17 protein-coding genes and 1 riboswitch are annotated in these 21,243 nt (G+C 73.3%); of the genes, 14 read left to right on the top strand and 3 right to left on the bottom strand.

Translation table 11 applies throughout. The features are described 5' to 3' along the window. Positions 1–19: 19 nt before the first annotated feature. Positions 20–1,660 (bottom strand): phosphoglucomutase (alpha-D-glucose-1,6-bisphosphate-dependent), encoded by a 1,641-nt coding sequence (pgm, locus tag ACIPSE_RS24325; RefSeq protein ID WP_401665652.1) that lies wholly within the window; start codon positions 1,658–1,660, stop codon positions 20–22. Between the two features lie 137 nt (positions 1,661–1,797). On the opposite strand from pgm, the gene ACIPSE_RS24320 reads away from it, so the two are divergent. Next, on the top strand, positions 1,798–2,475 hold the full coding sequence (locus ACIPSE_RS24320) for a class I SAM-dependent methyltransferase (protein WP_401665649.1): 678 nt from the start codon (positions 1,798–1,800) through the stop codon (positions 2,473–2,475). Positions 2,476–2,478: 3 nt separating this feature from the next. On the opposite strand, the gene ACIPSE_RS24315 is transcribed toward ACIPSE_RS24320, so the two are convergent. Further along, positions 2,479–3,660 (bottom strand): hypothetical protein, encoded by a 1,182-nt coding sequence (locus ACIPSE_RS24315; protein WP_401665646.1) that lies wholly within the window; start codon positions 3,658–3,660, stop codon positions 2,479–2,481. Between the two features lie 381 nt (positions 3,661–4,041). Between ACIPSE_RS24315 and ACIPSE_RS24310 the strand changes: the two genes are divergently transcribed. The 12 genes from ACIPSE_RS24310 (at position 4,042) to ACIPSE_RS24255 (ending at position 18,588) form a co-directional block, all read left to right on the top strand. Further along, entirely contained in the window at positions 4,042–5,148 is a 1,107-nt protein-coding gene (locus tag ACIPSE_RS24310; RefSeq protein WP_401665643.1) for an LLM class flavin-dependent oxidoreductase, read from the top strand. After that, entirely contained in the window at positions 5,145–6,560 is a 1,416-nt protein-coding gene (locus ACIPSE_RS24305; protein ID WP_401665640.1) for an NtaA/DmoA family FMN-dependent monooxygenase, read from the top strand. Before ACIPSE_RS24310 ends, ACIPSE_RS24305 begins: the two co-directional genes overlap by 4 nt. A 32-nt stretch (positions 6,561–6,592) precedes the next feature. Further along, positions 6,593–7,432, top strand: coding sequence for a DUF1684 domain-containing protein (locus ACIPSE_RS24300; protein ID WP_401665637.1), 840 nt, complete (start codon positions 6,593–6,595; stop codon positions 7,430–7,432). 67 nt (positions 7,433–7,499) lie between these two features. Next, a riboswitch (SAM riboswitch) is annotated at positions 7,500–7,613 on the top strand. A gap of 441 nt (positions 7,614–8,054) precedes the next feature. Then, positions 8,055–9,674, top strand: a complete 1,620-nt coding sequence (locus tag ACIPSE_RS24295) for an ABC transporter substrate-binding protein (RefSeq protein ID WP_401665634.1) — start codon at positions 8,055–8,057, stop codon at positions 9,672–9,674. 3 nt (positions 9,675–9,677) lie between these two features. After that, a complete protein-coding gene (locus tag ACIPSE_RS24290; protein ID WP_401665631.1) occupies positions 9,678–10,637 on the top strand; it encodes an ABC transporter permease in 960 nt (319 codons plus the stop codon). Next, positions 10,634–11,620: an ABC transporter permease gene (locus tag ACIPSE_RS24285; protein WP_401665627.1), complete on the top strand. Its 987-nt coding sequence runs from the start codon at positions 10,634–10,636 to the stop codon at positions 11,618–11,620. Before ACIPSE_RS24290 ends, ACIPSE_RS24285 begins: the two co-directional genes overlap by 4 nt. Continuing rightward, positions 11,617–13,317: an ABC transporter ATP-binding protein gene (locus ACIPSE_RS24280; RefSeq protein ID WP_401665624.1), complete on the top strand. Its 1,701-nt coding sequence runs from the start codon at positions 11,617–11,619 to the stop codon at positions 13,315–13,317. Before ACIPSE_RS24285 ends, ACIPSE_RS24280 begins: the two co-directional genes overlap by 4 nt. A gap of 7 nt (positions 13,318–13,324) precedes the next feature. Continuing rightward, a complete protein-coding gene (locus ACIPSE_RS24275) occupies positions 13,325–14,359 on the top strand; it encodes an LLM class flavin-dependent oxidoreductase (RefSeq protein WP_401665621.1) in 1,035 nt (344 codons plus the stop codon). Between the two features lie 83 nt (positions 14,360–14,442). Further along, entirely contained in the window at positions 14,443–14,700 is a 258-nt protein-coding gene (locus tag ACIPSE_RS24270; protein WP_401665618.1) for a hypothetical protein, read from the top strand. A gap of 48 nt (positions 14,701–14,748) precedes the next feature. After that, positions 14,749–16,215, top strand: a complete 1,467-nt coding sequence (locus ACIPSE_RS24265) for a hypothetical protein (protein ID WP_401665615.1) — start codon at positions 14,749–14,751, stop codon at positions 16,213–16,215. A 200-nt stretch (positions 16,216–16,415) separates the two neighbouring features. Then, positions 16,416–17,627, top strand: a complete 1,212-nt coding sequence (locus ACIPSE_RS24260) for a serine hydrolase domain-containing protein (protein ID WP_401665612.1) — start codon at positions 16,416–16,418, stop codon at positions 17,625–17,627. Between the two features lie 49 nt (positions 17,628–17,676). After that, positions 17,677–18,588 (top strand): NAD-dependent protein deacetylase, encoded by a 912-nt coding sequence (locus ACIPSE_RS24255; protein ID WP_401665610.1) that lies wholly within the window; start codon positions 17,677–17,679, stop codon positions 18,586–18,588. Positions 18,589–19,036: 448 nt separating this feature from the next. On the opposite strand, the gene ACIPSE_RS24250 is transcribed toward ACIPSE_RS24255, so the two are convergent. Beyond that, positions 19,037–20,026 (bottom strand): LacI family DNA-binding transcriptional regulator, encoded by a 990-nt coding sequence (locus ACIPSE_RS24250; protein WP_401666086.1) that lies wholly within the window; start codon positions 20,024–20,026, stop codon positions 19,037–19,039. A 289-nt stretch (positions 20,027–20,315) separates the two neighbouring features. Between ACIPSE_RS24250 and ACIPSE_RS24245 the strand changes: the two genes are divergently transcribed. Beyond that, positions 20,316–21,242 carry a carbohydrate ABC transporter permease gene (locus ACIPSE_RS24245; protein ID WP_401665607.1) on the top strand — a complete coding sequence of 309 codons (927 nt, stop codon included), beginning with the start codon at positions 20,316–20,318 and terminating at the stop codon, positions 21,240–21,242. Position 21,243 lies beyond the last annotated feature (1 nt).

The raw sequence follows: 21,243 nt of genomic DNA, 5'->3' as shown, positions 1-21,243 counted from the left end.
TCCTTGCTTCTGCCTGCCGTCAGGCGTTGAGCGCGGCGAGCACCACGGACCGCGCCTCCTCCTGGATCCGCCCCAGGTGCTCCGGGCCGTTGAACGACTCGGCGTAGATCTTGTAGACGTCCTCCGTGCCCGAGGGCCGGGCGGCGAACCAGGCGTTGGCGGTGGCGACCTTGATGCCGCCGAGGGCCGCGCCGTTGCCGGGGGCCTCGGTGAGGACGGTGGTGACGGGCTCACCGGCGAGGGTGTCGGCGGTGACCTGGCTCGGCGACAGCTTGGCGAGCAGCGCCTTCTCCTCACGGGAGGCGGGCGCGTCGACCCGGGCGTAGGCGGGTGCGCCGAAGCGGTCCGTCAGCGCGCTGTAGTGCTGCGAGGGCGTCCGGCCGGTGACGGCCGTGATCTCGGAAGCGAGCAGGGCCAGCAGGATGCCGTCCTTGTCGGTGGTCCACACCGAGCCGTCGCGGCGCAGGAAGGACGCGCCGGCCGACTCCTCGCCGCCGAAGCCGAGGCCGCCGCCGGACAGTCCGTCGACGAACCACTTGAAGCCGACCGGGACCTCCACCAGCGGCCGGCCGACGTCCGCCGCGACCCGGTCGATCATGCTCGACGACACCAGGGTCTTGCCGATCCCGGCATCCGCGGGCCACTGGTCACGGTGCGCGAACAGGTACGAGATCGCGACGGCGAGGTAGTGGTTCGGGTTCATCAGGCCCCCGTCGGGGGTGACGATGCCGTGCCGGTCGGCGTCCGCGTCGTTGCCGGTGGCGATGTCGTACCGGTCGCGCTGCGAGATCAGCGAGGCCATGGCGTACGGGGAGGAGCAGTCCATACGGATCTTGCCGTCCCAGTCCAGCGTCATGAACCGCCAGGTGGGGTCGGTGAGCGGGTTCACGACCGTCAGGTCGAGGCCGTGCTGTTCGCCGATGCGGCCCCAGTAGTCGACGGAGGCGCCGCCCAGCGGGTCGGCGCCGATGCGGACGCCCGCGGACCGGATCGCCGCCAGGTCCAGCACGTTCGGCAGGTCCGCCACGTACGTGCCGAGGAAATCGTAGCGGCCGGTGCCGGGGGCGGTCAGCGCGCGGGCGTAGGGGATGCGCCGTACGTCCTTGAGGCCGCCGGCGATGATCTCGTTGGCGCGGTCCTGGATCCAGGAGGTCGCGTCGGAGCCGGCCGGGCCGCCGCTCGGCGGGTTGTACTTGAATCCGCCGTCGGCGGGCGGGTTGTGCGAGGGCGTGACCACGACGCCGTCGGCGAGGCCCGAGGCGCGTCCCCGGTTGTGGGTGAGGATGGCGAGCGAGACCGCGGGGGTGGGCGTGTAGCCGTCGGTCTGGTCGATGAGGACCGTCACGTCGTTGGCGGCGAAGACCTCCAGGGCCGTGATCCGCGCGGGCTCGGACAGGGCGTGCGTGTCGGCGCCGAGGAAGAGGGGGCCGTCGGTGCCCTGCGCGGTGCGGTACTCGCAGATGGCCTGGCTGGTGGCGGCGATGTGGTCCTCGTTGAACGCCACGGCCAGGGACGAGCCGCGGTGGCCCGAGGTGCCGAACGCCACCCGCTGGCCCGGCTCGGCCGGGTCCGGGTGCAGCGCGTAGTACGCCGTGACCAGGCGGGCCACATCGATGAGGTCCTCGGGTCCGGCGACCTGTCCTGCTCGCGCGTCCTGCATCTCCCGGCTCCTCCACAAGGGTCGGTCATAGGGGTGGTCGAAGGGGTGTTCCCCGGGCCACCGTCCCATTCTCCCCTGTGGGGCCCTTGTGGGCGCGCACCGGCCGCCGTTGTGGCGCACGTCCCGTCGGTGCGAGGATGCGGGCCGGCGAACGAGGGGACACCGACGTGGCGCACGAGGACCGACGACCGCCCGCCGCAGTGCTGTTCAACGCGCTGGGCGCCGACTACGAGAAGGCGTTCGCGCACGCTCCCGCGCATCTGTCCGCGCTGGAGTGGCTGATCGAGCGGCTGCCGCCCGGCGCGCGGACGCTGGACGTGGGCTGCGGCACGGGGCGGCCGACCGCGGCCACGCTCGTCGCGGCGGGCCACGAGGTGCTGGGCGTCGACGTGTCGCCCGTCATGGTCGCCCTCGCGTCGCGTCAGGTCCCCGGGGCCGAGTTCCGGCAGGCCGACATCCGTGAACTCCCTCTGGAACCGGGGTCGTTCGACGGGGTGTGCGTGTTCTTCTCACTGCTCCAGATGACGCGCGCCGAGCAGTCCGCCCTGCTGCGCCGGCTGGCCGGGGCGCTCGCTCCGGGCGGGCATCTGGTGCTGGCCACCGTGCCCGCCGACGTGGAGGACCTGGAGCTGGCCTTCATGGGCCACCCGGTCCGCGCGACGAGCTTCGGCCCGGACGCGTTCGCCGCCGTGGCCGAGGCGGCCGGCCTGACGGTCCTGTCCCGCCATGACGCCCTCTTCACCCCCGACCACCCCGACGGCGGCCCGGAACCCCACCTCTTCCTGTACTGCCGCCGCGACACCGCACGGGACTGACGGTCAGCCGCCCTGCCGCGACCGCCGCCAGGTGCCGCCCCCGTCCTCGGAGATCCACAGCCCCTCGCCCTCGACCAGGTCGTACGACGGTGCCGGCGCGTCCGCGACGCCGTAGAGGGTGGTGCCGTCGACGGTCAGCGAGGTGAAGGCGGCCGGTGTCGTGACGCGGTGGAAGGCGAGGGCGGCGCGGTCGCCGGTGATCCAGTAGGGGCCGCCTTCCTCGCCGACGAGCAGCCGGCCGTCCGCCAAGGTGCGCAGGACCAGCGCCTCGGGGCCGCTCTTCAGGTCCTTCCAGGGCACGCCGCCGTCCAGGAGCGTCCGCCACGTCCCGCCGCCGTCCGTCGTGACCAGCAGTCCGCGCACCCGCTGGTGCGTGTCGTCGCCCCGGACGAGGGCGAGCGCCGCGCTGTCGCCTCCGGCGGCCAGCGCACCGCCGGTGTACGGCTCCGGGACGGCGACGGACCCGAGGGTGCGTCCCGCGCGCTGCCGTACGACGCGTTGCGGCGCGTCGGTCAGCGGCTGCTCCAGGCTCCACACCGTGCCCCGCTCGTCGAGGGCGAGGCGTACGGCGTCGTCCGGCAGTCCGGCGGGCGGCGCCGCGGTGCGGGTGGCGGAGCGGTGGACGAGCGCCGGTTCCGGGGCGGTGAGCAGGACGTCGCCCGCGCGGGTGCGCAGGGGCGTGTCCGAGACGCCGACGGTGTAGCGGTGGCCGCGTACGTCGAGGCCGTACACCCTGTCGACGCTCTCTCCCGACGGCACCCGCAGGAAGCCGCCGGGCACTCCGGTGAAGGTGACGCGTGCCGCCTCGGCGTCGGTGTGCTCCGCGTGCTGGGCGACGGTCCGGCCGTCCGCGCCGACGATCCGCCAGGCGAAGGCGGCGGGACCCTCGTCGTCCTCGACGTTCCTGACGTCGTACGTCAGCAGGAGTGAGCCGTCGCCCGCGCGGGCCACGCCGCTCGGCGCCCCGGCCGCCCGGACGACGTCGGCGGGGGCGGGGTGCGGGTCGTCGAGGACCTGCCGGTACCGGGTCTCGCGATCCGCCGAAGCGCCGCTCCCCGGACCGCTGTTCCCGGGCGCCCCCTCGGCGGTGCCGCCCGCGCCGCAGGCGACCGTGAGGGCCAGCACCGCGCCACCCGCCACCGCGAGCCCGGCCGGTGTCCGCCCGTATGTCCTCCGCCACACCATCCGCCGATCCTCGCACGGCCCCGCCGGGCGGGGCACGGGGACGGAATGCCGGAAGGCTCCGGCAGATGCGGGATACATCGATATGCCCTTGACACTCTCGGGGGCCGACGACGTACGTTGAACTCGCGAATCCCTGACGGGTGGAGGCCCTCGATGGACGTACCTGGCGCGGCACCGTGTGGTGCGTGCACGGGTGCGCGGCTGATCACCCGGCGGCATGTCGACTACTGCCGCACCTCCTCCGCGGTCTGTCCTTCCGTACACGTCTGATCCCCGCCGGCGCGTCCCGCCGGCCGTCTCGTCGTGGCCCCGTGCGCCGCGCGCCCCGGCGTGCCGTGCGCTTCGCGCCGCGTCTCCGCGTGTTCCTCGGAAGGATCCCCCTTGTCCGGCCCTGCCCTGGCTCTCGCCGTCGAACTCGACGGCGACGGCGCCCATCCCGCGGCCTGGCGCCGCGCCGCCCACTCCCCCGACCAACTGCTCACCCCGCGCCGCGTGGCCTCGGTCGCGGCCGTCGCGGAGAACGCCGGGTTCACCCTGGTGACGCTCGACGACGGCGCGCTGCCGCCCGACGCGTCGCCCGACCCCGTCGGCCGGATCGGCGCGGTGGAGCGGGCGGCGTTCGTCGCCGCGTCAACCAGCACGATCGGGATCGCCCCCGTCGTCCCCGTCACCTACGCCGAACCGTTCCATGTCTCCAGCCAGTTGGCGTCCCTGGACCACGTCTCCGGCGGTCGTGCCGGGTGGGTCGTCGGGGAGGAGGAGCGTCCCGGGGCGGCCCGTGCCTGGGGGCGGCCTCTCGTCGCGGACGCCGAGGGGCGGGCGCGGGAGTCACGGGAGGGGGTGGAGGTGGCGCGGGCGCTGTGGGACTCGTGGGAGGACGACGCCGTCATCAGGTCCGTGGCCACGAGCCGCTATCTGGACCGTGAGCGGTTGCACTACATCGACTTCACCGGGGAGACCTACGCCGTGAAGGGCCCGGCGATAGTCCCGCGCCCGCCGCAGGGCCAGCTCGTCGTCCTGGGGGCGCCGGACCGGGTGCCCGCGGCGCGGCTGGACGTCGCCCTCGTCGCGGGACGTGACCTGGCCGCGGTCGCCTCGGCCGCCTCCGGAGCGGGCACGCCGCGCGTCTTCGCCGAGGTCGAGGTCGCGCTGGACACGCCGGAGGCGACCGCCGCGGAACGGGTCGCCGACCTGGAGCGGCATACCCCGTGGACGGACCGGGGCAGGCTCCGGCACATCGGCTCGGCGGAGCGACTCGTGCGCCTGCTGGCCGAGTTGAGCCGCCACGTGGACGGCGTACGGCTGCGTCCGCTGGTCCTGGACGAGGATCTGGGGGTGCTGTCCCGGCTCGTCCTTCCGGCGCTGTCCGAGCGGCGGCTGCTGGTCCGCCCGCTGCCCGGTGCGTCGCTGCGCTCGGCGTTGGGTCTCGAACGCCCCGCCAACCGCTTCGCAACCGCGGCCGTGGCCGCCGAGGAGGACGCCCGATGACCCGCACCGATCCCCTCGACGTCCCCCGGCCGCACGCCCGGCTGCACTTCGGGGTGTTCTTCCAGGGCGTCAACCACTGGACCATCTGGTCGGCTCCCGACAGCGGTTCGCAGATCGACCCGGCGTCCTTCCGCAAGGTGGCCCAGACCGCCGAACGGGGCCTGTTCGACGCGTTCTTCCTCGGTGAGGGGCTGCGGCTGCGCGAGGTCGACGGCAGGATCCACGATCTCGACGTGGCGGGCCGCCCGGACGCGATCACCCAGCTCGCGGCGCTGGCGGCGGTCACCCGCCGGATCGGTCTCGTCTCGACGTCCAACTCGACCTTCAACGAGCCCGCCGACCTGGCCCGCAGGCTCTCCGGGCTCGACCTGCTCTCCGAGGGCCGCGCGGGCTGGAACGTGGTGACCACCGACAACGCGTGGACCGGTGCCAACTTCCGGCGCGGCGGCTATCTGGACCACGCCGACCGCTACCGGCGCGCCGAGGAGTTCCTCACCGTGGCCCGCGCGCTGTGGGACGGCTGGGCGGACGGGGCCGTCGCCGGTTCGGCGGGCGCGCCCGCCTGGTCGGCGCCCGGCGCGGTCCGCCAAGTGCGTCACCGGGGACCGCAGTTCGACGTCGATCTCGCGCCGACCCTGCCGCGCAGCGCCCAGGGGCACCCGGTGGTCTTCCAGGCAGGTGACTCCGGGGAGGGGCGCGACTTCGCGGCCCGCAACGCCGATGTCATCTTCTCCGCGCACGGCAGCGACTTCGACGACGCGCTGGCCTTCGCCGACGACATCCGCACCCGGCTGCGTGCCGTCGGACGGCCGGACGACGATCTGCGCATCCTGCCGGGCACCGAGATCATCATCGGGGCCACCGAGGAGGAGGCCGAGGAGAAGAAGCGCTGGATCCGCCTCCAACAGGTCACCCCCGCGACGGCGTTGGGCATCGCGACGCTGCTGTGGGGCATCGATCTGTCCGGCCGTGACGCCGACGGTCCGCTGCCTGAGGAGGACCCGGTCGTCGCCGAGAACGACGGTTCCTTCGGCGCGCGGCGGGTCGCCGACCCGCGCACGGTCGTCGCCGAGTGGCGGGCCAGGGCGGAGGCGAACGGCTGGTCGCTGCGCGAGACCGTCATCGCGCTCGGCCCGCAGCGCGGCCACGTCGGCACCCCGTCGGGCCTCGCCGACAAGTTCGCCCGCTTCGTCCGGCACGGCGCCGTGGACGGCTTCAACGTCACGCCGTACCTGATCCCCGACGGGCTCGACGACATCGTCGACCTGCTCGTCCCCGAGCTCCAGGAACGCGGGGTGTACCCCACGGAGTACGCCGGTACGACGCTGCGCGAGCACCTGGGGCTGCGGGCACCCCTGACCCACCGGGCCGCGGCCGACCGGACCGCGGCCGACCGGCGCCGCGCGGGCTGACCGCCGTCCACCGTTCCGTCCGAGGAGGATTCATGACGACCGAGGCCACCACGACCAAGGCCGGCACGACCGATCTGCACGCCTTCACCGAGAGCTGGCTGGAGTGGTACCGCGCGCAGGAGGCGCGGCTCTCCGCTCCGCACGGGTTCCTCGCGATCACCGGGCTGCACTGGCTCGACGAGCGCCCGCAGCGGTTCCCCGACGCGCCGGGCGCCTGGCACACCGGCCCCGACGGGGTCGTCGTCGCGCTCGGCGAGGGCGAGGAACTGGTCGTCGAGGGGCGGCCGGTGCGCGGCGAACACCGCTTCGGAGTGCTGCCCGAGCGGGGCGGCGTCGACGCGGTGTGGGGCGACGCGGTGATCGAGGTCGCCAAGCGCGGCGGCAACGACATCGTGCGGCCCCGGCACCCGGACGCGCCGCTGCGCACGGACTTCACGGGGACGCCCGCCTACGCGCCGGACCCGCGCTGGGCGGTGCCGGGCCGGTACGTCCCGTTCGAGACCCCGAGGCCGACCACCGTGGGCGCCGCCGTGGAGGGCCTTGAGCATGTGTATGACGCGCCGGGCCGGATCGAGTTCGACCTGGACGGGCGGCGGTTGTCACTGACCGCGTTCCCCGGGCACGGGGAGGGGCGGCTGCTGGTGCTGTTCACGGACGCGACCTCCGGCGTCACCACGTACGCCGCGAACCGGGCACTGGCCCTGGAGGCGCCCGGCGGCGACGGCACCCTCGTCGTCGACTTCAACCGGGCCGCCAATCTGCCGTGCGCCTACACCGACTTGGCGACCTGCCCGCTGCCTCCGGCCGAGAACCGGCTCCCGGTGGCGATCGAGGCGGGCCTGAAGATCCCCCGCGAGCGCGGCGGTTCGTGATCCGGCGCGTCTCACGCCGCGGAACCGTCGTTGACGTGATGTGAGACCGCTTCGTACGATCACTGACGGCATCGAGTGTCAGCGTCAAGCCCTGGCTCGCTGACCGGCAACCCTCCCGCGCGGTGGGGTGCTCCAGGTGAAGGCCCGGCGCGGATCGTGGTGATCCCCGCAAGCGCGTGGCCCCCCCTCGACGGGGGCGGAGACAAGGAGGACCGGTATGCGCCACAGCGGCGACCCGCGCGCCTCGTTCGCCCCCGCCACGGTGTTCTCCCGGCTCGCCCGCCGGCGCCACATCGATCTCAAGCGCTCGACCAGCTGTCTCTGTCAGGCCTGACACCCCCGTCGCCGGTCGTGATCCGGCACGCCCCGGTGGTCGTCGCAGCCGTCCACGGCTGCCTTCGCCGTCGCCCTCTCGCTGAACGACGGCCGCCCTCGTCCTCGCCGTGATCCTCGGGCTCCTTCGCCCGCCCTCCGGCCCACGGCTGCCTGCGCCTTCCCCCGGCCCCCTGTCTGCACAGCGCTCCCCGGCGCCGGTCACGCACCGGCCGGGGCCGCACACCCCCGCACGGCCGTGCCCCGAGCGGCACCGCCCTGTCCGGTGACCCGAGTAGGAGAATCCTCCGTGACAGCTCTTCCGGCTTTCAGATCCCCCCGATGGGCGGCGGCCACCGCCCTGTTCACCACCGGTGTGCTGTTGACCGCCTGCGGTTCGGGCACCGACGGCTCCGGCTCCGGTGGCGGCGAGCCCCGGTCCGGTGGCACCCTGACGTTCGCGGTGGGCTCGGACGCCGGGTGCGTCGACCCGCAGCAGGTCGCGAGCAACGACACCATCTACTCGGTGCGCCAGACCGTGGACTCCCTCACCGACCAGGACCCGGAGACGGGGAAGATCGTGCCGTGGCTCGCGAAGAGCTGGGACATCAGCGCCGACACGACCACCTTCACCTTCCATCTGCGCTCCGGCGTCACCTTCAGCGACGGGTCGAAGCTGACCGCGCAGGTCGTCAAGGACAACTTCGACGCCGTGCCTGAGCTCGGCGCCCTCGCGACCCTCGCCCAGGGCTATCTGAGCGGTGTCAAGAACACCACGGTGGTCGACCCGCTGACCGTCAAGGTGACCTTCGCGGAACCCAACGCCCAGTTCCTCCAGGCCACTTCGACGCACTCGCTGGGCATCGAGTCGTCGGCGAGCGTGCGGCGGACACCGCAGCAGCGGTGCAGCGAGGGCATCGTCGGGTCCGGGCCGTTCGTACTGAAGCGGTACGTGCAGAACCAGTCGATCACCCTGGCCAAGCGCACCGGTTACGCGTGGGGCTCCTCCCGCTGGGACAAGCAGGGCGAGGCCTATCTGGACCAGCTGGTCTTCAAGGTCGTGCCCGAGGCGGGCGTGCGCGCCGGCAGCCTCCGGTCCGGCCAGGTGGACGCGATCGGCAGCGTCGGCAAGGCCGACGAGACGGCCCTCAAGGGCGGACAGGTCAGCCTCCAGCGGCGCGCCAACCCCGGCGTGGTGTTCGGACTCGGCCTCAACAACGCGCGCCCCGCCCTCAAGGACGCCAGGGTACGCCAGGCGATCCTGGCCGCCATCGACCGCGAGGAGATCGCCGGCACCGTCTTCCCGACCGGGACCCGCGCGGCGACCAGCGTCCTGGCGCACACCACACCCGACTACACCAGCCTCGCCTCCGACCTGTCCTTCGACGCGGACAAGGCGAAGTCCCTGCTGGACGAGGCGGGTTGGAAGACCGGCGACGACGGCATCCGCACGAAGGGCGGCAAGAGGCTCGCCCTGACCGTCGACTGGGTCCCCAACTCGGCCACCAACCAGCCCGCGCTGGAACTGCTCCAGCAGCAGCTGAAGGCGGTCGGCGTCCAGGTGACCCTCAAGCAGCTCCAGATCACCCAGTTCGCCCCGATCCTCCAGGCGGGCGACTACGACGCGGCCTGGGGCAACATCACCCGGGCCGACCCGGACATCCTGCGCAGCTCCTTCTCCACGAAGCTCGCCAACAACTACCGCGTCCCGGAAGGGGAGCTGGACACGGCGCTGACCGCGCAGGCGGCGACCACGGACCCGGCCGAGCGCGCGGAACTGGTCGCCCGGGCGCAGCAGCTGATCGTGCGGAACGCCTACTACGCGCCCGTGGTGGAGCTCCAGACCCAGATCGGTGTGTCTAAGAAGGTGCACGACCTGGACTTCGACGCCTCCAGCCGGCTCCAGTTGCACGACACGTGGATCGGCTAGACCGTGCGCCGCTATGTGATCAAGCGTCTCGCGCAGGCGGTCGGGGTGCTGTGGGCGGCCTACACGGTCTCGTTCCTCGTGCTGGACTATCTGCCGGGCGACCCCGTCACGGCGATGGCGAGCGCGGGCATGGACTCGGGTGAGGTCGACCCGGCACGGCTCGCGGCGCTGCGCCATGAGTACGGCTTCGACCAACCGGTGCTGGTCCAGTACGCGGACTATCTGGGGCGGGCGGTGCACGGCGACTTCGGCGACGCGATCTCCACCGGCCGCCCGGTCACCTCGACCCTGGCGGACGCGCTGCCGCAGACCCTCCAGCTCACCGGTGCGGCGCTGTTGCTCGCGGTGGTCCTCGGCGGAGGTCTCGCGGTGGCGGCGACCTTCACCTCCCGGCGCTGGCTGCGGCAGTTCCTGCTGTCGCTGCCGCCGCTCGGGGTGTCGGTGCCGACGTTCTGGGTGGGGCTGCTCCTCGTCGACATGTTCTCGTTCCGGCTGAACTGGTTCCCGGCCTTCGGCAACGACGGCTTCCGGGGCCTGGTGCTGCCCGCCCTGACGCTCGCGGTCCCGACGGGGGCGCTGGTCGCCCAGGTGCTGGCCAAGAGTCTGCTGACGGCGCTGGACCAGGCGTACGTGGAGACGGCGCGGGCCAAGGGCGCGGGGCGCTGGCGGGTCCATCTGCGCCACGCGCTGCGCAACGCCTCGCTGCCCGCGCTGACGGTCGTCGGCCTGCTGGTGGGGCAGCTGGTGGCCGGTTCGGTGGTCGTCGAGACGGTGTTCTCGCGGGACGGGCTGGGCCGGGTCACCGCGGCGGCCGTCACCACCCAGGACATTCCCCTGGTCCAGGGGGTGGTGGTGTTCGGGGCGCTGATCTTCGTGACGACGAACCTGCTGGTCGATCTGGTCTATCCGCTCCTCGATCCGCGGATCGTGGTCGCCTCGGACAGAAGGGCGAGCTTCGCATGAGCCGGAACCAGAGCCTTGTCGACATCGGCGGTCCGCTCAAAGAGCCTCAGGAGGGGCCTCACGAGGGGCCTCATGGAGACCCGGTCGAGGCCCGCCCTGGCCTCCCGGAACCGGCGGACGGCACCGGAAAGCAGCCCGGCCGGGGGCGGCGCACCGGCCTGCGCAGGACAGGGCGGTTCCTGCTGCGCCGGCCCGGTCTGCTGCTGTCGGGGATCGTCGTCGTGCTGGTGGTGCTGGCCTCGTTCCGGCCCGGACTGTTCACCTCGCGGGACCCGCTCAAGGGGGTGCCCGCGGAGAACTTCCGGGGCCCGAGCGGCGCCCACTGGTTCGGGACGGACGAACTGGGGCGCGACGTGTTCGCCCGGGTGGTGCACGGCGCCCAGCTGTCCCTCAAGGCCACGCTGATCGCCGTCCTGGTCGCGTTCGTGGTCGGTGGCCTGCTCGGCGTGGTCGCCGGGTTCGTGGGCCGGTGGGTGGACGACGTGCTGATGCGGTTCGTGGACGTGCTGCTGGCCATCCCGGCGCTGTTCCTGTCGCTGGCGCTGGTCACCGCGCTCGGCTACGGGACGGTGAAGGTGGCCGTCGCGGTCGGTGTCGCGAGCGTCGCCTCGTTCGCCCGGGTGGCGCGCGCCGAGGTGCTGCGGGTACGGCAGGCGGTGTTCGTCGAGGCGTCACGTTCCTGCGGTGCCCGCTGGTACTCGGTGCTGGGCCGGCATGTGCTGCCCAACGCGGCGGGGCCGGTGATCGTGCTGGCCACGCTGGACTTCGGCGCCTCGATCCTCGCCGTGTCCGCGCTGAGCTTCCTCGGCTACGGGGCGCCGCCACCGGCCCCGGAGTGGGGCACGCTGATCTCCGACGGCCGCAACTACCTCGCCAACGCCTGGTGGCTGACCGCGCTGCCCGGTCTGGCGATCGCCGCGACCGTCCTGGCCACCAACCGCATCGCGCGGGCGCTGGACGGCGAATGGGCGGGGCAGCGATGACCGACGCGCGTCAAGAGGGTTCCAGGACCGACACACTTCGACCCGGTGAGAGCGAAGGGCCCGTGAGCACACCCCTGTTGGAGATACGCGGCCTGTCCGTGTCGTACCGGACCCGTGGCGGGACCGTGCCCGCCGTGCGGGGTGTCGATCTGGACGTGTGGCCGGGGCAGGTGACGGCCGTGGTCGGCGAGTCGGGCTCCGGGAAGAGCACGACCGCGCACGCGATCCTCCGGCTGCTGCCGGGCAACGGCGTCCTCGACGGGGGCACCGTCCGGTTCGGGCGGCGTGACCTCGCGACGCTGTCGGAGGCGGAGCTGCGGACCGTGCGCGGGGCGCGGATCGGGCTGGTCCCGCAGGATCCGACGGTGTCCCTCAACCCGGTCAAGCGGATCGGCGAGCAGGTCGCCGAGGTGCTGCGGGTGCACGGTCTGGCGACCCGGCGGGCCGCTCCCGCGGAGGCGGTGGCGATCCTGGACCGGGCCGGGCTGCCCGACGCGGCCCTGCGCGCCCGGCAGTATCCGCACGAGCTGTCCGGCGGTATGCGGCAGCGGGTGCTGATCGCCGTCGCGATCGCCGCGCGGCCGGATCTGATCATCGCCGACGAGCCGACGAGCGCGCTCGATGTCACCGTGCAGCGGGTCATCCTGGACCATCTCCAGCACCTCACCGAGGAGTCGGGCACCGCGGTGCTGCTCGTCACGCACGATCTCGGGGTGGCCGCCGACCGCTCCCAGCGCCTGGTCGTGATGGAACGGGGCCGGGTCGTGGAGGCCGGCCCGACCCGTGACGTCCTCGCCGACCCTCAACACCCATACACGCGGCGCCTGTTGGCCAGCGCCCCGAGTCTGGCCACGGCTCCGGCCCGCGTCCCGGTGTCCGCACCGGCCGCCACGGAGACCCCGCTGGTCGAAGTGCGGCACCTCGTCAAGGAGTTCAGGCTGCCCCGCACCGGGGGCGGGCCGCGGACGCTGCGCGCGGTCGACGACGTCGGCTTCACCCTGCACCGGGGCCGGACCCTCGCCCTGGTCGGCGAGTCGGGCTCGGGGAAGTCGACCACCGCGCGCCTCGCGCTCCGGCTCGCGGACCCGTCCGCCGGCCAGGTCCTGTTCGACGGCGTCGACGTCACCACCGCGCGGGGCTCCCGGGCCAGGGAGCTGCGCCGCCGCGCCCAGCTCGTCTACCAGAACCCCTACGCCTCGCTCGACCCGCGTTTCACCGTCGCCGAGGTCGTCACCGAGCCGCTGCGCGCCTTCAAGGTCGGCGACCGCGCCTCCCGGCTCGCGCGGGCCCGGGAGCTGCTGGAGCGGGTCGCGCTGCCCGCCGCCACCCTGGAACGGCGGCCGGCGGAGCTGTCGGGCGGGCAGCGGCAGCGGGTGGCGATCGCCCGCGCGCTCGCCCTCTCCCCCGACCTGGTGGTGTGCGACGAGCCGGTCTCCGCGCTCGACGTGTCCGTGCAGGCCCAAGTCCTGCAACTGCTGGCCGAGTTGCAGGCGGACACAGGGGTGGCCTATCTGTTCATCTCCCACGACCTGGCCGTCGTGCGGCAGATCGCGCACGAGGTCGCCGTGATGCGGTCGGGGCGGATCGTGGAGACGGGACCGCCGCAGGAACTGTTCACCGACCCCCGCCACCCGTACACGCGCGAGCTGCTCGCGGCGATCCCCGGCGACCGCGCCACCCGGACCACGACGAGCTGAGGCCCCGTTGAGCACTCCCCGCATCACCTCGCTGGCCCTGCTCACGCCGGGCAACTTCGCCGACGACGACCCGTACACCGGCCTGGAGGAGACGCTCCAGCTCTTCGAGCACGCCGAGGAGCTGGGCTTCGACGGGGCGTGGATCCGGCAGCGCCACCTCGAACACGGGGTGGGCTCGGCGGCCGTGTTCCTCGCCGCCGCCGGTCAGCGCACCCGGCGCGTCGAACTGGGCACGGCGGTCATCCCCATCGGTTACGAGAACCCCTTCCGCCTCGCCGAGGACCTGGCGCTGGCGGACGTGCTGTCCCGGGGGCGGCTCCAGGTCGGCTTCAGCACCGGCATGCCCCACGCGGACCTGCTCGGCGACCTCGTGCACGACGGCGACTGGCGGACGTACGACCTGTCGTACGGCCGGATCGCCCGGGTCCTCGACCACCTGCGCGGTGACTACCTGGGCGGCCCGGACACGGTCGTCCACTCCCCCGGCAACGTGCAGCGGCCCCGGCTCCAGCCGCACGACCCCGGACTGGCGCGGCGCGTCTGGTACGGCGGCGGGAGCCTGCGGTCGGTCCGCTGGGCCGCCGGGCGGGGGCTGAGTCTGCTGTCCGGGAACATCGTCACCGGCGAGGACACCGACGACTTCACCACCGCCCAGCTCGGCCTGCTGCGCGCGTACCGCCGCGAGCTGCCCTCCGACGCCTCGGCGCGGGTGGCGCTGGGCCGGGTGATCGTGCCGCTGGACGGCGCCGACGCGGCGGGCCGGGCCCGGTACCGCGCCTACGCGGCGAGCCGTCACGAGCGGACCCTGGCGCCGCAGGGCCCGAGGCGGGTGCTGTTCGCGCCGGACGTGGTGGGCACCGCCGAGCAGATCCTGGAGCGGCTGACCGCCGATCCCGTCCTCGCCGAGGTGTCGGAGCTGCGGCTGGAACTGCCGTACGAGTTCCACCGGGAGGAGTACGAGCAGATCCTGCACGACGTACGGCACCTGATCGCACCCGAGCTGGGCTGGCGTCCGGTCGCGGCGGCGGAGACGGTGCGGTGAGCGTGCGACCGGAGGTGCACGGGTGCGGCCGTGGCGGGGGTGCGCGCCCCGATGGTCGCGGTGCCGCCCGGCACGTACACCGGGTGGAACACCGTGCCCTGCACGAGTTCGGCGGCTCCACGTTCCCGTTCGCCGCGACGGAGGACGAGCGGGGGTACACCGGTGACCGGCGGCCGAGCGTGCGCGAGCGGTACGCGGACGCGGCGGACCGGCAGGCCCGGATCGGGTCCGCCGCCCGGGAGCCGGTGGCCCGCCGACTGCTTCTGGAGGAGGACGTGGAGCGCGCGGTGACGGCGGCGGCCGACTGGTCCGCACCCCGGCACCGCTTCGACCTGCTCTGACGCGGCGTCATGTCCGGTGCCGGGGAGGGCTCCTGGCATAGTGCCCGCATGCTCCGATGGATACGGCTCCCCAGACGTCCGCTCGTTGCGGCGGCGGCCCTCGCCGCCCTGCTCGCCGTGTCGCACGCGCCCGCGTCGGCCGCCGATCAGGTGGAGTTGAGGTTCGGCGTCCCGCCGGTGTTCGTGATGTACCGGGCGGACGAGGGCGCGCGGGCCGTGAACGGCGACTTCGTCCTCCCCGTCTCCGTGGTGCGCGGTGGCGGGGGTCCGGCCCGGAACGTCCGTGTGGTGGTGGACACTTCAGGGCTGAAGGGGGTCGCCACGGCGAGCGCGGGCACCGGCGGCAACTGCACCGGCGACGGGCCCGTGTACACGTGCCGGTACGGGGATCTCCAGAACGGCGACGGGGAGGCCACCCCGGCCTTCACCCTGCACGGCGTGGACGGCGTCGCGCCCGGCGACAGCGGGACCGTGACCTACACCGCCACCGCCGACAACGCCCCGTCCGTCACCGGCACCACCCGGATGACGGTGGGCCGCCCGACGCTGCACGCGCCCGACGAGACCGAGAAGGTGACGGGAGCGGCGCCGGGTGCCCCGCGGCGTCTGACGGCCAGGTTCGCCAACCGCTCCCGCTTCCCCGCGGACCGGGGCGTCGCGCTGCGCGTCGACGCGCGGGACGGTCTGCGGCTGACGTCCCGCCCCGGCAACTGCTGGTTCGCCTCCGACTCCGCCTCGGCCTGGTGCCGGTTCGCGACGAAGGCCGCGCCGGGCACCGCGTACGCCACCGCGTCCCCGCTCACCTACACGCCCGCCGCCGGGCAGTTGGCGGGTTCCCTCGACTACAGCTGGTCGTCCGAGCCGCAGCGCCCCGAGGACCTGCCCGAGCGCGGGACGGACGCACCGCTGGCACTGGAGCGGCTGACCGGCACGGCGGCGCGGGGGCTCGCGGGCGACACCGGACGCGTCGATGTCGAGACGACCGCGCAGGCCGACTACACCCCGGTCACCGCGACCGTGCGGGGGCGGGTCGGGGACACCGTGCGCGTGCGCCTGGGGGTCCGTGTCCTCAGCACCGGGCAGATGGCCTCCAGCGAGGCGATGGGCGGTTTCCGGGTGGTCCCGCCCGAGGGCACCACGGTCACCTCCATCCCGTACGTCTTCGAGGGGGACGAGAGCGACTGGGGCTGCGCACGGCCGCGGAAGCCCGGCGGCGCGTTCGACTGCCGGATCGGCACCGATGCGTTCTTCGACGACCGGCACCAGGACGGCACGACCACGATCGTCTTCCATCTGCGCATCGACCGTCAGGTCACCGGCGCGCAGGGCAGCATCCGCACCGACAACCCCTACGACCGCACCCCGGGCAACGACACCGCGGTCATCGCCGTGGACGCCTCGCCCGCACCGCTGTACCGGCGCCTGCACCTCGTCCCGGTCACGATCCTGGCGGTGGCCGTCGCCTTCGGGGCGCTCCTGTACCGGAACCGCCCGAGCCGCCGGCCGCGGCCCTGACCACGCCCGTGACCGGGATCGTCCCGTTGGCCTAAGAGGGTTCCCCAGGACGGGGCGGGAGAACGTTTCCGCTGTTCGGGGCCGCCCGCCCGGTGGACATGATCCTGACGCCCCGGCTCCGGGGCGCAGTTCCGTCCGGTCCCCGCGCCGCCGGCCCACGGCGGGCGCCGGGCCGTCCGAACCGGAAGAGGCACCGAGACATGAGACGTACCCCCACCCGCCGCGGCCTGGCCGCGGCCCTGCTCGTGGCGTCCGTGCTGGCCCCGATGGCGGCGGCCCCCGCCACGGCCGCGCCCGTACGCACCCCGTCGGTCACCGCCGACCGGTGCCCGAAAGCCGAGTGTCCCCCGCACGGACTCGACCGCAGGCTCACCGCACGGCTCGACAGGGCCATCGAGAAGGTACGCCGCCAGGCCTCTGTCCCTGGTGTCGTCGCCGGGCTGTGGATGCCGGGCAAGGGCAGCTACGTGCGGGCGACCGGCGTCGCGGACACCGCCACCGGCGCGCCCATGACCAAGAACGTGTTCGTCCGGATCGGCAGCGAGACCAAGACGTTCACGGTCACCGCGCTCCTCCAGCTCGTCGACGACGGGCGGGTCCGCCTGGACGACCCGATCTCCGACTACGTCCACGGCGTGCGCAACGGCCGCCGGATCACCCTGCGCCACCTCGCCGAGATGCGCAGCGGCCTGTTCCCCTACACCGAGGACGCCGGCTTCCAGCACGACCTGCTCAGCGACCCGCGGCGCTCGTTCACCCCGGAACAGTCACTGGCGTACGCGCACCGGCACAAGAACACCTTCGCGCCGGGCGCGAGGTTCCAGTACTCCAACACCAACCTCGTCCTGCTCGGCCTGGTCGTCGAGAGGGTGAGCGGGCGCAGCCTCGGTGACTTCCTGAACCGGCGGATCCTGCGCCCGGCCCGTCTGACCCGCACGTTCCTGCCCGAGAGCTTCGAGTTCCCCGAGCCCCACCCGCGCGGGTACACGAACCAGACCCTGTCGGGCGAGGTCACCGACAGCACCGACTGGAACCCCAGCTGGGCGTGGGCGGCGGGCGGGATGATCTCCGACCTGCACGACCTGCGCCGCTGGGCGCGGATCGTCGCCACCGGGACCCTGCTGCGGCCCGGGACGCAGGCCGAACGGCTGAGGATGCTGCCCACCGGCGTCCCGGGCACCGGCTACGGCCTGGGCATCTTCGAGAGCGGCGGCTGGATCGGGCACAACGGCTCCATCCCCGGCTACGAGACCGTGACGGTCTACCTGCCGTCGGAGAAGGCCACCCTGGTGCTGATGATCAACACCGACATCACCTACCAGGGCCAGGAGCCGTCGTCCCTGCTCGCACGGGCGATCACCGAGATCGTGACCCCGGACCACGTCTACGACCGCCCGAGGCCGCTCACGTAGTCCCGCCGGTCCCGGCGCCGGGCGGTGCCGGTTCCGTACGCTGGCTCGTATGCGCACCCGCCCCACTCTGCACTGGACGCCGCCCGCGGACCTGCCGCCGGGCACCACGGACCTCGGGCCGCTGGCCGGCGCGCTGGGCGCGGGCGGGGTGCTCGTGCTCAGCGGGGCGGGCATCTCCACCGAGTCGGGCATTCCCGCCTACCGGGGCGAGGGCGGGAGCCTGACCCGGCACACGCCGATGACGTACCAGGACTTCACCGGCAGCGCGGGGGCCCGGCGGCGGTACTGGGCGCGCGGGCACCTGGGGTGGCGGACCTTCGGGCGCGCCCGTCCCAACGCCGGGCATCTGGCCGTGGCCGCGTTCGCCCGGCACGGTCTGCTGTCGGGGGTCGTCACCCAGAACGTGGACGGTCTGCACCAGGCCGCGGGCAGCGAGGACGTCGTGGAACTGCACGGCGGGCTGGACCGGGTCAGATGCCTGGACTGCGACGCCGTCAGCGCCCGCGCCGAACTGGCCGTACGGCTGGAGGAGGCCAACGCGGGGTTCGCGCCGGTGGCGGCAGGCCTCAATCCGGACGGCGACGCCGACCTCACCGACGAGCAGGTCGCCGGGTTCCGTGTCGTGCCCTGCGCGCGGTGCGGGGGCGTCCTCAAGCCGGACGTGGTGTTCTTCGGCGAGACGGTGCCCGCGGCGCGGACCGAGCACTGCCGGCGGCTGGTCCGGGAGGCGGCCACGCTGCTGGTTCTGGGCTCCTCGCTGACGGTGATGTCCGGGCTGCGGTTCGTCCGGCAGGCCGCTCAGGCCGACATCCCCGTGCTCATCGTCAACCGGGAGCCGACCCGGGGCGACGCGCTGGCCTCGACGCGGATCACGCTCCCGCTCGGGGAGGCGCTGACCTCGGTGGCCGGGAGGCTGGGCGTCGCCGTCGAGGGGCGGACGGCCGGGCCGGGGAGCCGCTGAGCCCGGCGGCCCGAGCGCGCCGCGAGCCCCACCGGGTACGTCGTCTTGCCCGGGTCGACGACGGGTTCGCCGAGCTCGATCCGCCCTGTCTCCCGCAGTTCCTCGCACACGGCGGTCGGCAGCGCGGCATAGGCGCCGCCGCCTCCTGGTCCCGACCCCGCGGAGCGCCAATAGCCGTACCGGATGCGCCCGTTGGGCTGGACGGTGACGAAGACCGGGGTCCTGGGGTCGGCGATGATCCGCAGGACGTCGGCGGCGCGATCGCCCGGCCCGTCGAGGGGCGCGGACACCGGGGCGGGGCGGACTGCGTGCAGCATCGGCGCGGCTCTTTCCTGGGGGACGGTCGGGACACCGTTCCCCGCTTCGGGCCCGGTGTGGATCTTGCTCGCCGCATTCTCGCGCCTGCCACTGACAACGCGCTCGACGGGTCCTCCCCGGGCCGCTCCGGTCACCGGCCGGGCGGCGGCGCGGTGCTCTCGCGCAGCACCAGGCGGGTGGGGACGAGAGTGGTGCCGTGGGTGGCGTCGTCCTGGCGCATCTTGCGCAGCACGGCCTGGACGCAGAGCCGGCCGACCTCCGCGAAGTCCTGGTGGACGGTGGTGAGCGGGGGCAGGAAGGACGCCGACTCGGCGAGGTCGTCGAAGCCGACGACGCTGACGTCCTCGGGGACGCGCCGGCCGCGTTCGTGCAGGGCGCGCAGCAGGCCGAGCGCCATCTGGTCGTTGGCCGCGAACACGGCCGTGCAGTCGGGGTGGTCGGCGAGTTCGAGGCCGGCGCGATAGCCGGAGGTGGCCGACCAGTCGCCGCGGGCCAGCTCGGGGGTGGGGCGTCCGGCCTCGGTGAGGACGGCGCGCCAGGCGTCGGCGCGGCGCTGGGCGGCGAAGGAGTCGGCGGGTCCGGCGAGATGCCAGACCGTCTCGTGGCCGAGGCTCAGCAGATGCTCGACGGCGATACGGCTGCCGCCGGCCTGGTCGGTGTCGACGACCGTGTAGTGGTCGCCGGCGTCGGAGTCCACGACGAGGACCTGGACGTAGGGCGGGAGCGCGATGGTCGCGGCGTCCAGGAGGTGGACCTCCATGATGACGATCACCGCGTCGACGGCCAGCTCCTCCAGGCGGGTGAAAGCGCCGCTGACCTCGTCCTGGGTGGGCAGGGCGACCGGCAGCAGGGTGACGGCGTAGCCCTCCGCGGCGGCGGAGGTGGCGATGGCCTCCAGGGTGCGGACGTTGCCGGTGCTGGAGAGCGAGAAGGTGATCACGCCGATGGTGCGGAACTCGCCGCGCTTGAGGGCGCGGGCGGCGCTGTTGGGCCGGTAGCCGAGCTCCTTCATGGCGTCGAGGACCTGGCGGCGGGTCTCCTCGTTCACCCCCGCGTAACCGTTGGAGACCCGGGAGACGGTCTGGGAGGAGACTCCGGCGCGCTGGGCGACGTCGGCCATGGAGACGGTGGTGCGGGCACGCCCCCGCCGTTTGGGCGTGTCTCTGTCAGCGAGCTCCACGGTTGCCCCACCTCTCCAGCCGTTTTCGCCACGGCCTTCCCAGAAGACCCTTGACCGTCGTTAACAGGGCAGTGTAGACATGCCGCCATCAGATGTTTACGTAAACATAACAGCTCCGTCGAGCACCGCGGGCGGCGTATGTTTACGCAAACATCGTGATGGCGGCTACGCGCCGGAATCCTCCGTCCGCGCCGCCGCCGGTTCCACCACCGCACGAGCGAGGAACGACATGACGACGCTGCAACAACAGGCGGCCGCAGAACCCAGGCCGGCGCCCCCTCCGGCGCGACGAGACCGCCGCTCCTGGACGGGCTGGGGTTTCATCGGTCCCTTCGTGGCCGTGTTCGCCCTCGTCTTCCTCGCCCCGATCGTGTATTCGATCTACCTGAGCCTCTTCCGTGACCAGCTCATCGGCGGCACCACCTTCGTCGGCCTGGACAACTACACGCAGGCCCTCAAGGACGAGCAGTTCTGGGACTCGCTGGGCCGGGTCACCCTGTTCCTGCTGATCCAGGTCCCGATCATGCTCGGCATCGCCCTGCTGGCGGCCCTGGCGCTGGACAGCGGACGGCTCTACGGCAAGAGCTTCTTCCGCATCACGATCTTCCTGCCGTACGCGGTGCCCGCCGTGGTCGCCACCCTGATGTGGGGCTTCATGTACGGCACCAAGTACGGCCTGGTCGGCGACATCAACGGGGCCTTCGGCGTCACGCTGCCCGACCCGCTCTCCCCCGACCTGGTGCTCGCCTCCATCGGCAACATCGTGACCTGGGAGTTCGTCGGCTACAACATGCTGATCTTCTACTCGGCGCTCCGGGTCATCCCGCACTCCCTCTACGAGGCGGCGGAGATCGACGGCGCCGGGCAGTGGCGGGTCATCAGCTCGATCAAGCTCCCCGCGATCCGGGGCGCCCTCGTCATCGCGACGATCTTCTCGATCATCGGCAGCTTCCAGCTCTTCAACGAGCCGAGCATCCTGCGCCCGCTGGCCCGCAACGCGATCACCACGGACTACACGCCGAACTTCTACACCTACTCGCTGTCCTTCAACGGCCAGCAGCACAACTACTCCGCGACGGTGGCCATCATCATGGGCGTCATCACGATGGTGATCGCCTACATCGTTCAGCTTCGCGGCATGCGCAAGGGAGCCTGAC

Origin of the sequence: Streptomyces sp. NPDC090106, from assembly GCF_044747265.1 — a bacterium.
GTDB lineage: Bacteria > Actinomycetota > Actinomycetes > Streptomycetales > Streptomycetaceae > Streptomyces.
Note: the sequence above shows the minus strand (reverse complement) of the source record. Positions and strands in the feature narration are given on the sequence as shown.

What these genes read in the sequence shown, in the direction of transcription:
- ACIPSE_RS24265 (WP_401665615.1), top strand. Translation starts at nt 14,749, where the DNA reads ATGCTCCGATGGATACGGCTCCCCAGACGTCCGCTCGTTGCGGCGGCG.
- ACIPSE_RS24300 (WP_401665637.1), top strand. Translation starts at nt 6,593, where the DNA reads ATGACGACCGAGGCCACCACGACCAAGGCCGGCACGACCGATCTGCAC.
- ACIPSE_RS24250 (WP_401666086.1), bottom strand. Translation starts at nt 20,026, where the DNA reads ATGGCCGACGTCGCCCAGCGCGCCGGAGTCTCCTCCCAGACCGTCTCC.
- ACIPSE_RS24285 (WP_401665627.1), top strand. Translation starts at nt 10,634, where the DNA reads ATGAGCCGGAACCAGAGCCTTGTCGACATCGGCGGTCCGCTCAAAGAG.
- ACIPSE_RS24320 (WP_401665649.1), top strand. Translation starts at nt 1,798, where the DNA reads ATGCGGGCCGGCGAACGAGGGGACACCGACGTGGCGCACGAGGACCGA.
- ACIPSE_RS24255 (WP_401665610.1), top strand. Translation starts at nt 17,677, where the DNA reads ATGCGCACCCGCCCCACTCTGCACTGGACGCCGCCCGCGGACCTGCCG.
- ACIPSE_RS24305 (WP_401665640.1), top strand. Translation starts at nt 5,145, where the DNA reads ATGACCCGCACCGATCCCCTCGACGTCCCCCGGCCGCACGCCCGGCTG.
- pgm (WP_401665652.1), bottom strand. Translation starts at nt 1,660, where the DNA reads ATGCAGGACGCGCGAGCAGGACAGGTCGCCGGACCCGAGGACCTCATC.
- ACIPSE_RS24260 (WP_401665612.1), top strand. Translation starts at nt 16,416, where the DNA reads ATGAGACGTACCCCCACCCGCCGCGGCCTGGCCGCGGCCCTGCTCGTG.
- ACIPSE_RS24245 (WP_401665607.1), top strand. Translation starts at nt 20,316, where the DNA reads ATGACGACGCTGCAACAACAGGCGGCCGCAGAACCCAGGCCGGCGCCC.
- ACIPSE_RS24280 (WP_401665624.1), top strand. Translation starts at nt 11,617, where the DNA reads ATGACCGACGCGCGTCAAGAGGGTTCCAGGACCGACACACTTCGACCC.
- ACIPSE_RS24315 (WP_401665646.1), bottom strand. Translation starts at nt 3,660, where the DNA reads ATGGTGTGGCGGAGGACATACGGGCGGACACCGGCCGGGCTCGCGGTG.